The organism is Micromonospora sp. NPDC048839 (genome assembly GCF_040649915.1).
Classification (GTDB): Bacteria; Actinomycetota; Actinomycetes; order Mycobacteriales; family Micromonosporaceae; genus Micromonospora.
This window is the reverse complement of the sequence record NZ_JBEZGL010000005.1, coordinates 249,484-261,974: the sequence shown is the minus strand read 5'-3', so window position 1 is coordinate 261,974 and position 12,491 is coordinate 249,484. Positions and strand designations below refer to the sequence as shown.

Annotated in this window: 10 protein-coding genes; all 10 read right to left on the bottom strand. The window is 73.7% G+C overall.

The window, feature by feature from the left end; all coding sequences use genetic code 11:
- Positions 1-26: 26 nt before the first annotated feature.
- From AB0C25_RS12450 to AB0C25_RS12405, 10 genes are read right to left on the bottom strand one after another with little or no spacing between them, the layout of a single operon-like run.
- Entirely contained in the window at positions 27-2,183 is a 2,157-nt protein-coding gene (locus AB0C25_RS12450) for a hypothetical protein (protein WP_357372448.1), read from the bottom strand.
- Positions 2,183-3,382 carry a glycosyltransferase gene (locus tag AB0C25_RS12445; protein ID WP_357372446.1) on the bottom strand — a complete coding sequence of 400 codons (1,200 nt, stop codon included), beginning with the start codon at positions 3,380-3,382 and terminating at the stop codon, positions 2,183-2,185. The genes AB0C25_RS12450 and AB0C25_RS12445 overlap by 1 nt, the downstream gene beginning before the upstream one ends.
- Positions 3,382-4,329 carry a glycosyltransferase family 2 protein gene (locus AB0C25_RS12440; protein ID WP_357372444.1) on the bottom strand — a complete coding sequence of 316 codons (948 nt, stop codon included), beginning with the start codon at positions 4,327-4,329 and terminating at the stop codon, positions 3,382-3,384. Before AB0C25_RS12440 ends, AB0C25_RS12445 begins: the two co-directional genes overlap by 1 nt.
- Entirely contained in the window at positions 4,326-5,642 is a 1,317-nt protein-coding gene (locus tag AB0C25_RS12435) for an O-antigen ligase family protein (RefSeq protein WP_357372442.1), read from the bottom strand. Before AB0C25_RS12435 ends, AB0C25_RS12440 begins: the two co-directional genes overlap by 4 nt.
- Positions 5,639-6,799, bottom strand: coding sequence for a glycosyltransferase (locus tag AB0C25_RS12430; protein WP_357372440.1), 1,161 nt, complete (start codon positions 6,797-6,799; stop codon positions 5,639-5,641). Before AB0C25_RS12430 ends, AB0C25_RS12435 begins: the two co-directional genes overlap by 4 nt.
- Positions 6,792-8,099 (bottom strand): glycosyltransferase family 2 protein, encoded by a 1,308-nt coding sequence (locus AB0C25_RS12425; RefSeq protein WP_357372438.1) that lies wholly within the window; start codon positions 8,097-8,099, stop codon positions 6,792-6,794. The genes AB0C25_RS12430 and AB0C25_RS12425 overlap by 8 nt, the downstream gene beginning before the upstream one ends.
- A complete protein-coding gene (locus AB0C25_RS12420; protein ID WP_357372436.1) occupies positions 8,099-8,950 on the bottom strand; it encodes a class I SAM-dependent methyltransferase in 852 nt (283 codons plus the stop codon). The genes AB0C25_RS12425 and AB0C25_RS12420 overlap by 1 nt, the downstream gene beginning before the upstream one ends.
- Complete coding sequence (locus tag AB0C25_RS12415; protein ID WP_357372434.1) at positions 8,950-9,798, bottom strand: class I SAM-dependent methyltransferase; 849 nt, start codon at positions 9,796-9,798, stop codon at positions 8,950-8,952. The genes AB0C25_RS12420 and AB0C25_RS12415 overlap by 1 nt, the downstream gene beginning before the upstream one ends.
- Positions 9,795-11,360 (bottom strand): oligosaccharide flippase family protein, encoded by a 1,566-nt coding sequence (locus AB0C25_RS12410; protein WP_357372432.1) that lies wholly within the window; start codon positions 11,358-11,360, stop codon positions 9,795-9,797. Before AB0C25_RS12410 ends, AB0C25_RS12415 begins: the two co-directional genes overlap by 4 nt.
- The gene (locus tag AB0C25_RS12405) at positions 11,353-12,423 is read right to left on the bottom strand and encodes a sugar transferase (RefSeq protein ID WP_357372430.1); all 1,071 of its coding nucleotides are present in this window, start codon (positions 12,421-12,423) and stop codon (positions 11,353-11,355) included. Before AB0C25_RS12405 ends, AB0C25_RS12410 begins: the two co-directional genes overlap by 8 nt.
- Between the last annotated feature and the right edge of the window lie 68 nt (positions 12,424-12,491).

Below are 12,491 nucleotides of genomic sequence, written 5' to 3'. Positions count from 1 at the left end.
CGGTCCGCCGATCGTCGTCGCGGTCGTCAGCCCCGCCGCTCGGCGTCGCCGACGGCCACCGCGCGGCGCAGGACGACGGACCCGGGGGAGAGTCGTTCCGGGCTCGGCCGGCCGGCGGCCAGCAGCTCCTGTCCGAAGACCGGCCAGTTGTCCGTGGGGTGCGGCGCAGGCGCGTCCGGGGACGGCTGCTCTGCCGCTGCCTCGGCCGTCGGCGGCCGCCGGGTCGCCTCGGGCTGGGCCAGCGGTCGTCCGCGGACGCCCACCAGCGTGGGGCTGCCCCAGCCCGGTGCGGTCTCGACGGGATCAGGCTGGACGCCCGGCCTCGGCACCGGCCCAGGCCGATCCGGGGCGTCCGTCACCACCGGGTTCGGCTGGGTGATCGCGTCCTCGATCCGGGTCGAGCCGTCCGGCGCTTCGGCGGAACCAGGCGCCGCGCCGACCGGCGTCGCGTGCACGGTCGGTGTCGCGTGCTCGCTCGGTGCCGTGCGCTCGGCCGGTGCGGTGCGCTCGACCGGCCTTGTGCGCTCGGTCGGTGTCGCGCGCTCGGTCGGTGTCGCGCCTTCGGTCGGTGCCCTGCGCTCGGTCGGTGTCGCGCGCTCGGTCGGTGTCGCGCGCTCGACCGGCGTCGTGTGCCGGGCCGGCGCGTGCCGGACCGTGGTGCCCTCGACCGTGGTGCCCTCGACCGTGCGGCCGTGACCGGTCCTGGCCAGCGACTCGCCCGACTCGCGGGCCTGCCGGCGGTGCCGTCCGGGCGTGCTGCCGGAGGAGTCCTCGACGAGGGCGCTGACCAACTCCCGGATGACGGCGCCCTGGGCGCCCGCCCGCGCCGCCGGCAGCGCCAGGGTGTTCTGGACCGTGTCCGGAACCAGGTCCGGTTGCTCGCCGCCCTGCCGGTGGTCGGTCCGGGACACCGCACCGATCACCACGACACCGGCCAGCGGAAGTCCGAGCCGTTGGACCAGCCGGGCCGCCCGCGTGCTGTCGTCAAGGTTCGTCCGGCCGGCCCGTACGACGAGCAGCACACCGTCCGCGTGCTGCGCGAACGCCGAGATCTCCCGCCCCGCCAGGATCGGCGGCGCGTGCACGAGCACACAGTCCTCGTCCTCGCCCAGCGCGTTGAGCAGCCCGCCCAGGTCGTGCAGGGCCTGCGTGTCGGAGCCCTCCCGGGGTTCGGCCGGCAGCACGGTCAGGGTGGGGAAGTCGACCAGACGCACGGGCGGGCACTTCTGGCTGAGCACCTGCTGCCAGGTGTGCGGCGCCTCCGGGAAGTGACCGGACAGCACCGGGTCCCGGACCGCCCCGTCGACGAGCGTGGCCCGGCAGTGCTCGTCGGCCATGCCGAGACCGAGCAGCGCCGTCACCAGCGCCTTGCCGTCGTCGTCGTGGGCGCTGGTCACCAGCAGCCGCCGGCGCGGCAGCGGGGCGGTGAGCACGCTGAGCGTCGAGATCGCGGCGCGGACGGCGTCGGCGACGTCGGTGCGGCGGTAGAGCGCGGAGGCGTGGTGGCGGGCGAACCGGCGCGGCAGCTTCGGCAGCACCCCGAGGACCGGCAGTCCCAGGCGCGCCTCGATCTGCGCGACGTCGCGCAGCCGGCTGTCGAACCGGTCGCGGAGCAGCGTCGCGCCCCACCCGGCGAGGAGCCCGGCCAGGGCTCCGAGCACGCCGTTCAGCAGCGGCTTCGGGAAGGCGGGCCGCAGCGGCGGGCTGGCGGTGTCGAGCACCCGGGCGTTGATGCTTGTCGAGCCGCCCATGTCCAACCGGCTCAGTTGTTGGCTGACGGCGCGGGAGGCCGCGTTCGCGATCGCGGCGGCCTGCGTGGCGGATCCGGCGCTCGCGTGCACCGTGATGATCTGGAGGCCGAGTTCGTACTCGCCGCTGACGTGCCCGCGTACCGCGTGCTCGGGTAGTTGCAACGCACGCGCCGCTTCGATCGCGACCTCCCGGGACCCGACCAGCCGGGCGATGGTGGGGGTGAGGTTCTGCGCGAGGGCCAGGTCCGCCGGTCGGTCCTTCTCGGTCTGCTCGGCGCTGACCAGCACCGACGCCTCGGCCTCGTAGCGCGCCGGAAGGAGCTGGGTGACCCCCTGGGCGGCGGCCAGGCCCGCGCACAGGCCGATCAGCGGTACGCCCACCCGGCGCCAGGAGACACCGAGCAGACCTTTGACATCTATCGACGCGCTCATCAGGCGATCGCCTCTCTGGTTGGTTGCCCGGCCTCGGCGGGCGGTACGCGAAGAGACCCGGTCGCGGACCGCAGTCCGCGCCAGGTCGTGCAGAGGGTGTCGGCGATCCGGTCCCAGCCGAACTCGGCGTCGGCGCGACGCAGTCCACGGTTGGCCAGCCGGCCGGCGAGGGTGGGCTCGTCGCGCAGTCGCGCGAGGCGGGCGGCAAGCGCGGGGACGTCGCCGGCCGGGAAGACGAGACCGGCGTCGCCCACCACGTGGGGGATCTCGCCGATGTCGCTGCCCACGACCGGCACGCCACAGGCCATGGCCTCGACCAGCACCCGGCCGAACTGTTCGCGCAGCGGGATGCCGATCCACGGCAGCGTGTTGCGCTGCACCACCTCGACCGACGGCATCGCCAGCACGTCCATCCGGTTCAGCAGCGCGGGCAGCTCGGCGTGCCCGGCCCAGCCGTGCCGGTGTACGCGGCCGGGGCGCTGTGCGGCGGCTCGCTCGATCTCGCCGCGCAGGCTGCCGTCACCGACGAGCGACACGTCGCAGTCGATCAGCTCGGCGGCGCGCAGCAGGTCGGTCACGCCCTTGTGTGGCTCGAACCGCCCGACGAACCCGACGGTGAACGGACGCGTGGCCGCCCCGGTGGACGCCGGGCGGAAGACCCGGGTGTCCACGCCGAGCGGCACGATCGTGGCCGGGCCCCGGTAACCCTTGACCCGCAACACGTTCAGGGCCGCGGGGGTGATCGGGAAGGCGTGGTTGACGGACAGGTAGGACTGCCGCTCGATCCGGGGAAACGGCACCGGAAAGCGCGTGACCACGTTCTGCGCCGCGTACAACGTGGTGGGCACCCCGGCCCAGCAGCGCTGCCGCAGCCGCAGGGCCTGCCAGGTGGTGAGGTACGCCGCCTCACCGATGACGTGCAGGATGTCGGGTCGGGTGGTGGTCACGTCGTGCTGGCCGGGTAGCCGGAACAGCACCGAGGCCATGTGCCCGGTCAGCGACTCACCGAGCAGGTGCGGGACCACGTGGTAGCGCAGCCGCTCGTGTGTGCGGGCCAGCCGGGCCAGCTCGCGTCGTGTCGTCGGGGACACGTCCGCGGCGAGCACGGTGAGGGTGACGTCCGGCTGCGCACAGAGAACGTCGAACAGGTCCGTCCAGTGTTCGGTGCGCTTGCCGACGACCGTGGTCAGAACGTGCATCACGCTCCTCCTCTCGTCTCAGGTCGGGTGACCGCGATCCGGCCGACGCGGGCCCAGGCCCGCAGCCGCGCCAGTCCGGCCCGGGGTTGTACCGGCAGTCGCGCCCCGGCCAGACCGATACCGATCAGCGCGCGCAGGAGTACGGCACCGCGTACGGCGCGCAGGGTGCCGGCGCGGTGGCGGGCGAAGTACCGCAGCATGCTGCGGTACAGGTGTGGCCAGATCCAGGCCGGGTCGGAGCTGCTCGCGCCGCCGCTGTGCACGGCGGTGACCGAGGGCACGTAGCGCACCTCGGCGCCACGGCGGGCGGCCTGGAGGCACAGCTCCTCGTCCTCGTAGTACAGGAAGTAGCCCTCGTCGAGCCCGCCGATCTCGACGAACAGGTCGGTACGCACCGCCAGGCAGGCGCCGGACACCCAGTCCACCGCCACCGGCTGCGCGCCGCGTACACAGGCGTCGTACGCGGCCCGACGCTGCCGCCCGCTGAGCAGCCGCCGGAGCGCGACGGGCACCAGCGCCCCACCGAACCGGCTGGCCAGCACCGTGCCGAGAGACTCGAACCGGTGGGCGCTGATCGCGATCCGGCCGTGCGCGTCGATGAGCCGTGGTCCCGCGATGCCCACCGACGGTCGGCTGCGGATGACCCGTACCAGCTCCGCCGCGGTGCCGGGGGCGACCACGCAGTCCGGGTTGACCAGGAGCAAGACGTCGGTGGTGACGCCGGCCGCGGCCCGGTTCACCGCGCTGGCGAAACCGGCGTTGGTGCGGCTGGCGAGGACCGTCACCTCCGGGAATCGGCGCCGGACGAGGTCGACGGTGCCGTCGGTGGAGGCGTTGTCCACCAACCGCACGGGTAGCTGCGCCTGTCGCAGCGCGGTCAGCGCGGCGACGATCTGGCGCTGCGAGTTGTGGGTGACCACGATGGCGGTGGCGTCGGCGTGCGTCATGCCGCGACTCCCGTCCGGCGCAGGGGTCGGAGCGGGAGCGGTGCCCCGCTGAGTCGGCGGAGTCGAGCGCCGTCGTGCTGTGCCGTGAGGAGGGTCAGCGCCGGCAGCAGTCCCAGCTCCCAGTGCCCGTCGGTCGGCGCCGCGAAGACGGCGGCGGCCAGGAAGCCGCAGGAGAGTGCCGCGAACGGCAGCGAGATCCCGTCCCGACCGCGCAGACCGACGCGGATGCTGCGCACGATCGGCCAGAGCACCAGCAGGAGGCCGACCAACCCGAGGTTGGCCAGCACGGTGACGTAGAAGGCGTGGTAGACCGGCCCGACGTCGGTGAAGGTGAAGCCGGACAGATAGATGCCCGGTGTGGTCTGCCCGAGACCGGCCCCGACCAGTGGCTGGTCGGCGAACACGCCCAGGCCCACCGACGACTCCACGCCCCGGTAACCGGCCGACTGCTGGAGCCCCTTGGTGATCTCGTCGGCCCGCTCCCGTACTCCCGGTTGCAGGGCGAGGACCGCCGCCACCGCGACCGCCGCGACGGCGGTGGCGGCCAGGCCGGTCCGGACGGTACGGCCACCGCGGACCAGCACGATCAGGAAGGTGAGTGCGGCGGCGAGCCAGATTCCCCGGTACGACGCGAGCAGCACGTCCACGGCGAAGAACCCGCCGAGCACGAGGACGCCGTTGCGCCGCCAACCGCGCAGCCGGCCGGCGATCCAGATCAGCGGGGGGATCGCCATCAGGGTGATGAGCCCACCGTGCCGCCCCGGCGTCGCCACCGAGATGGCGGTGAAGGCGCCGGCCAGCACCACGTACAGCACACCGGCGGCAAGGATCCGACGCGGCGTGGTGAGAGTGTGTACGGCGACGAAGAAGTACACCGGGATGGTGGCCACCTGGTACGCGGCGACCAGCACCTCGGACGGGAGGTTGCCGACGGCCAGACCGTAGGTCGCGGCCACGACCGTCAACCCGATCAGGCTCAGCATGCCCACGTCGGCGGCGGTGCGCCGGGTCGGTTTCTCCACCCGTAGCCAGTGCCGCGCGGCCAGCGCGACGCCACCGGCGGCCAGCAGCAGCACCTTCACCGCGATGTACGCGCGTACGTCACCGCCGCTGAGCACGGCCCCGATGACGGCGCCGCCGATGATGCCGACCGGCAGCACGGCCCAGGGCCAGAGCAGGAACACGCCGCAGCTGAGCACCCCGACGGAGGCGGCCAGGCCGACCGCGCCGGGCAGCAGGGTTACCACGGTGACCAGGGCGCCCAGTCCGGCGCCGCCGAGCAGCACGGTGGGCGCGACGATCGGCACTCTCATCGGGGCAGCCCCGCCAGTAGTGAGCGCAGTTGTACGCCCCGGGCCGACCAACTGTTGCGGGCGGCGACCGCCCGGCGTCGGGCCGCCTGCTCCGGTGCGCCGGCCTCGGCCAGCGCGTCGCTGAGCGCCGCGGCGAAGCTGTGCGGGTCACCGGCGAGGGCGATGGTGCCCTCCAGCGCCCGCAGCGCCGGCAGCGGCGTCGCGACGACCGGTTTGCCGAGGGCGAGGTACTCGTAGCACTTCTTCGGGTGCACGTAGTCCACCAGACCGCCCACCCGGTAGGGGATGATGGTGACGTCACAGGCCCGCAGGATGCCCGGCACGTCCGAGTAGCCGACGGCGTCCACGAGTTCCACATTGGACAGATGCGTCAGTGGCGCGCGGCCGGCCCGGGTCGACGGACCGATCAGCACGAAGGTCCACTCGGGATGCGCGCGGGCCACCGCGGCGACCAGGTCCGCGTCGAAGGCGCGGGTGTCGACCGCCCCGCTGTAGCCGACAAGTGGCCGGCGCAGCCCGGTCAACCAGGGCGCGACCGGGCCGTCCGGCGAGAAGTGCTGCGGGTCGCATCCGTTCGGCAGCACCACCGGTGCCGAGTCGAGGGCCGGCATCCGCTCCGGCAGCGCGCTCGACGAGGCGAGCACCAGGTCGGCGGCGCCCACGGCGGAGCGCAGCGCACGGCGCAGGTGCCGACGATTCCAGCGTCGGGTGAACGTCCAGTCCAGGTCGGTGGCGTCGTACACCACGGCGGCCGCGTCCAGCCGGCCGGCGACCGGCGCGGCCAGATCCTCGTCCAGCCACAGCAGTCGGACCGAGTCGGCCCGCCGCCGGAACCACCGGCGGAGCAGGAGCGCGGCGAACCAGCGGTTGGCCCGGTTGACCGGTGGCAGGTGCCGGCCGAACGGCAGCAGCGCCGGCCCGGCGCACTGCCACAGGCCGTCGGCCACCTGCCGGACGCGGACGCGCCACCGGGGCCGGTGCCCGGTCGGATCGACGAAGAGCACCCGGTGGTCGACGGTCAGTTCGCGGGCCAGCGCGTGCTGCCGGTGGGCGCCGTTCGCCCACGGTGTGGCGCTGAAGACGACCACCCAGCCCCGGTCGTCGGCGGACGCGACGACCGTCGGCGCCGCCGGTTGCCGGGTCAGTTGCTCAGCCACGGCCGGACCGTTCCAGCGGCCGGGGCGCTCCGGCGGGCAGCACCTCGTCCTCACCGAGCCGGCCGAGCACCGGGCGGGCGCGCTCGTCGTCGAGTCGCAGCAGGCGGGCGCCGGCCTGGCGGTCCAGCCAACCACGCAGGGCACTGGCCGCGATCCGCCTGTTGATCCAGTTGACGAGGGGCAACGAGCCCCCCAGCGGCAGCGCGGTCGGTGCCACCGCGCGCCACGCGGCCGAGCCGATCGGGGTCACCTCGCACCGCCAGCGCGGACGCCGCGCCGGCGGATCGACGAAGAGCAATCGCTGATTTGCCGCCAGTTGTCCCAGCACCGCCGAGTGCCCGTCGACGGACCAGCGGGCCTGGCTGAACACCACCACCCAGTCGCGGGTGTCGCCGTCGGGCAGCGGGCCGACGTCGCCGCGCAGCGCGGCGAGCAGGTCGGACAGACCCAGCTGTACGGGTTTGCCGAAGAGCCGCTTGACCAGGTGGTCGGCGAGCAGGGCGGCCCGGAACGCCACCATCCGGTGCCGCGGCTGGGTCATCCGCAGATACCCGACCAGGCTGCCCAGGAGGTGCCGGTAGCGGATGGTCGGCCCGAGCAGCCGGCAGGACGCCCCGCGGCTGTGCGTCACCACGGCGTCGGGGATCATCCACAGCTCGTGCCCGGCCTGGTCGAGCTGGCGGGCGAGCACCGCGTCATTCCAGTAGACGGGGAAGGCCTCGTCGAAGACGCTCTGCTGCCCGAGCACCGCCCGGCGCAGCAGCATGCAACTGCCCGAGGCGAGTTGCCGGGGCTTGCTGAAGTCCTCACCGCGCATCTGGAACCGGTGCAGCGCCTGGCGGAAGCCGGGCAGCCGGCGCAGCGCGGTGACAAGCGCGATGGTGGCGGCGAAACTGGGCTGTTGGACGTAGTGCTGCTGGAAGGTGCCGTCCGGGTTGAGGTACAGCGGGCTGACCCCCGCGACGTCCGGCCGTTCCCGCAGGTAGTCGATCATACGGGTCAGCGCGCCCGGGTGGAACCGGACGTCGCTGTTGAGCAGCAGGATGAGCTGACCGTTCGCCCGGCGGTACGCCTGGTTCACCGCGGCGGCGAACCCGGTGTTGTGCTGCTTGCGGATCAGGCGGACCCGGGGTTGGTCGGCGAGCATCTCGGCCGAGCCGTCGGACGATCCGTTGTCGACGGCCACCACCTCGTAGTCCAGGTCCGCGTCGGCGGTCGCGGCCAGCGACTCCAGGCACTGCCGGGTCTGCTCGCGGGTGTTCCAGCTGACCAGCAGGACCGACAGGTGTGGCGCACCCATCAGACCACCGCCCGGTCGTCGCGTCGGGCGAAGATCCGCAGCAGGTCGCCGAGCTGGGGGTGCGTCACCCGGGGCGAGCCGCTGGCGGCGACGTCGGCGATGAGCAGGTCCCGCGCGTTGCGCAGCCGCCCCAGCGGACGCCAGTAGTACCGCGAGAAGATCGTGTCGTGGGAGATCACCCGGAAGCCGGACTCCACGAGCATCCGGCTCAGCGTGTCCGGGGTGAAGTGCCAACGGTGGTACGCGGGGGCGATCGCGGGCCACGCGGTGCCGAGACGCTTCGCCGCGGCGGAGGCGATGTTCGGCACTTCGAGGGCGAGCCAGCCACCGGGGCTGAGGGCGTGGTGGGCGGCGCGCAGGAACGCGCGGGGGTCCTCGACGTGTTCGAGGACGTGGAAGGCGCAGACGACGTCGGCGGTGAGGGTGGGCGCGACGTCCTCGAAGTAGCCCTGGCGGACGGGCAGGCGCAGGTGGTCGCGGGCGAACTGGGAGGCGGCGTGGCTGACCTCGATGCCGCTGGCGGTGATGCCGGCGCGCTGGGCGGCTTCGAGGAAGTAGCCGCCGGCGCAGCCGGCTTCGAGCAGGACGCCGGGGCGGACGGTGGACAGTAGCCAGCGCAGCCGCCGGTTCGCCTCGAACCGGCGCTGGTCGGCGGAGGCGAAGTAGTCCTGGTACCCGTCCGTGGTGTAGTAGGCCTCGTCGTACAGTTCCTCCGGCGCGGGTGCGCTGCCGGCGGTCCAGACGAACCCGCAGTCCGGGCAGCTCCACAGCAGCTCGCCGAGCGTCGGCGAGTGCCCGCCGGCGCGGCCGCAGAGCTGGCAACGGACCAGCTCGATCCCATCCAGTTTCATCAGGTACTCCGTCTGGTTCGTGGCGTCCGGGCGATCACCCGGAGCAGGTCGCCGAGGCGTGGATGGGTCAGCCGCGGTGAGCGGAGCCCGATCAGGTCGGCGGGCAGGAGGTGTCGTGCGTGCCGCAGCCGGTACCGCAGCGGCATGTAGTAGCGGAAGACCGTGGTGTCCTGCCGGACCACCTCGAAGCCGGCGTCGGTCACCAGGCGGACCATCGTGTCCGGGGTGAAGTGCCAGCGGTGGTAGCGCGGTTGCAGACCCGGCCAGGCGGTGCCGAGGCGCCGGGCGGCGGCGGAGGCGATGTTCGGCACTTCGAGGGCGAGCGAGCCGCCGGGCGTGAGGGCGGTGTGGGCGGCGTGCAGGAACGCGCGGGGGTCTTCGACGTGTTCGAGGACGTGGAAGGCGCAGACCACGTCGGCGGCGCGGGTGGGCGCGAGGTCCTCGAAGTGCCCCTGGCGGACGGGCAGGCGCAGGTGGTCGCGGGCGAAGCGGGCGGCGGCGTGGCTGACCTCGATGCCGCTGACGGTGATGCCGGCCTGTCGCGCGGCTTCGAGGAAGTAGCCGCCCGCGGGACCGGCTTCCAGCAGGACGCCGGGGCGGACGGTGGACAGCAGCCAGCGCAGCCGCCGGTTCGCCTCGAACCGGCGCGGCTCGGCTCGGAAGTAGTCGTCGTAGCCGCCGGCGGCGAAGTAGTCCTCGTCGTAGCGCCCGTCCGCCTCGGCCTGCTCCTGCGCGGTCCAGCGGAACCCGCAGGCTTCGCAGCGGCGCAGCAGTCCGCCCAGGTGGGGTTGGTGCGCCGGCTCGGGCCCGCACACCAGGCACCGCGCGGTGCGGTGGTCGACGCTCACCGGGGGCCGCCCGTCGTCGGCGACAGCACGGCCGCGGGGGCGCGCAACAGCCGGTGCAGCCGCATCCGGTCGCTCGCGCCCACCTGTCCGCTGACGGCCAGCAGCGTGGCGGCGACGAGCAGGGTCAGACCCGCCCGGGTGGACACGGCGAGGGCGGCGTCGAGTCGTCCCGGCCCGTCGGGCAGGAACGGGCCGGCCGCCGCGGTGACCACCCCGGCGGCGACCGCCGCGGCGACCGGCGGCCAGACCGCCCGCACCAGCGGGGCCAGCGGCCGGGCCGTGGCGGTGTGGAAGTAGGCCAGGAAGTACCCGGTGCTGAGCACCACCGCCAGCGCGGTCGACACCGGTACGCCCAACGGCCCGCACAGCAGCAGCATCGGCACGGTGAGGGCGAGGTTGAGGACGACGGAGAGCAGCACGTACCGCGTCTCCAACCCGGGTCGACCCTCGGCGCGGGCGACGATCGTCGCCGCTCCCGTGATCAGGTTGAGGGCGTACGCGGGCGCGAGAATCATGATGTTCGCCGCGGCCCAGGGGACCTGGTGGCCCAGCCAGAGCCGGACCAGGGGGTCCGCGCTCACCATCAGGGCCGCGGTGGCCGGGGCGAGGAACAGGGCGAGGTACCGCGTGGTGGTCAGGTAGAACCTGTCCAACCAGGACGCGCCCCGGGTGACGGTGCGCGCGACCGCCGCGGGGAACAACACGATGAGGGCGAAGCCGGGGGGCAACCGCAGGAGGTTGAGCAGGCGGGTGCCCAGGTCGAAGCCGCCTGCGACGGCGGGACCGAAGACGCCGCCGAGGACGAGGCGGTCGAGTTCCACGTTGACCATGCCGGCGCCGCTGGAGACCTGCACCCGCATCCCGTAGCCGCCGACCCGACGCACGTCGCCCAGGTCCAGCCGTCCCCACCGGGGGGACAGGTCCGGGCACTGGCGGTTGGTGGCCGCGGCGAGCAGGAGGGTGCGCAGCGCGCCGGTGGCGGCGGCCGAGGCGGCCAACGCCACCAGGCCACCGCCGAGGCGTACGACGAGGATCGCCAGCGCGGCCGCGAGGATCGCGGTGCCGGCGCTGATCACGGCGAGTGACCCGTACCGCTGGCTGCCTTCGAGCACGGACCGCCACGGCAGCTCCACGGCGCCGGCCACCAGGCCGACGACCAGCCAGAGCGTGGCGTGCCATGCCTCGTCGGTCAGGTTGCCGAGGCGCAGCAGTCCGGCGAGCCACGGCCAGCCGGCGCTGATCGCCCCGAGGGTGAGCAGGCCCAGCAGTACGGCCCAGCCGAGCCCCAGCCCGAGCAGCCGTCGCACCAGGTCGCGGTCCGCCGCGCTCTCGGCCCTGGCCACCTCGCGGACGAGGGCGGAGCCGAGTCCGAGGTCGATCAGGGCGGCCATCGCCAGCAGACCGGCCAGCACCACCCAGATCCCGAACTCCTGCGGCCCGAGGTGCTGGTAGATGACCGGCACCGAGACCAGCCCGGACAGCGCCATGATCACCCGCGCGGCCAGCATGCTTGCCGTGTTGCGGGTGACCCGGGTCTCGACCGCGGTGGCGGCGCTAGCCACGGGGGAACCCGCGGAACAGCTCGACGACGGTCAGCAGGAGCAGGGCCAGGTCGACGCGCGTCGAGCGGCAGTTGAGGTAGAGCAGGTCGCAGCGCAGCTTGTCCTCGACGGTGGCGGCGTACCCGCCGGTGAGCTGCGCGATCCCGGTCAGCCCCGGTCGGATCAGGTGCCGCAGGTCGTAGTGGGGGAGCCGGTCGAAGCCGGCGATGAACTCCGGGCGTTCCGGGCGGGGGCCGACCAGGCTCATGTCGCCGCGTACCACGTTCCAGAGCTGGGGGAGTTCGTCCAGCCGGGACCGTCGCAGCCAGCGTCCGACCCGGGTGATCCGGGCGTCGTCCGGCTGGGCCAGGACCGGGCCGGTGGCCTGTTCGGCGCCGACCCGCATGGTCCGGAACTTGACCACCCGGAACAGGCGGCCACCGGCTCCGACGCGCTGCTGAAGGTAGAACGGTGGGCCGGTGAAGGACACGACGGCGGTGATCGCCGCGAGCAGCGGGAGCACCACGGCGGCACTGAGCAGGATGACGCTGAGGTCGATGAACCGCTTGAGCCATTCGCGACGGGGGCGGCGGGTGCCGGAGCCCAACCGGATCCAGGGCAGCCCACCGAAGCGGGCCATGGCGGGTGCCCGCAGCAAGCCGTAGACCGGCCGGGCCAGCACCATGATCTCGACTCCGACGCTCATGCAACTGGTCATGATGCGTTCGTCGATGCTGTCCAGCGAGTGCTTGAGCAACAGGAGCCGGGGGCGGACGCGGACCAGCAGCCGCACCAGGTCTTCGGCGCGGGCCGGCACCGGCAGTCGGGCGGCCACGTCGAACTCCTCGTCGAGGCGGTCGGGCGTCGTGGCCGTGTCATCCGGTTCGAGCACCACCACGCGGGTCCGTCGCCCGTTCTGCTCCGATCGGGCGGCCCGGTCAGCACGGTCGAGGAGTTCCTCGAGCCGGGTCGGAATGCCCAGGTGGGGTGCCGACGGGGTGGTGACGTCGTACGCGACCGCGCCGTCGGCGCCCAGGACCGAAGCGCGGTCCGCGGTGCTGTGACGGGGGTTCTTCCGCAACACGCCGACCTCCCTCCGCGTCCGGTGCTTCCCGGGCATGCCGACGAGCACCCCGGGAGGAAATTACTACC

Bases quoted from the DNA above. Each gene is read 5' to 3' on its own strand.
- AB0C25_RS12420 (WP_357372436.1), bottom strand. From the start codon at position 8,950: ATGAAACTGGATGGGATCGAGCTGGTCCGTTGCCAGCTCTGCGGCCGC.
- AB0C25_RS12450 (WP_357372448.1), bottom strand. From the start codon at position 2,183: ATGAGCGCGTCGATAGATGTCAAAGGTCTGCTCGGTGTCTCCTGGCGC.
- AB0C25_RS12445 (WP_357372446.1), bottom strand. From the start codon at position 3,382: ATGCACGTTCTGACCACGGTCGTCGGCAAGCGCACCGAACACTGGACG.
- AB0C25_RS12425 (WP_357372438.1), bottom strand. From the start codon at position 8,099: ATGGGTGCGCCACACCTGTCGGTCCTGCTGGTCAGCTGGAACACCCGC.
- AB0C25_RS12440 (WP_357372444.1), bottom strand. From the start codon at position 4,329: ATGACGCACGCCGACGCCACCGCCATCGTGGTCACCCACAACTCGCAG.
- AB0C25_RS12435 (WP_357372442.1), bottom strand. From the start codon at position 5,642: ATGAGAGTGCCGATCGTCGCGCCCACCGTGCTGCTCGGCGGCGCCGGA.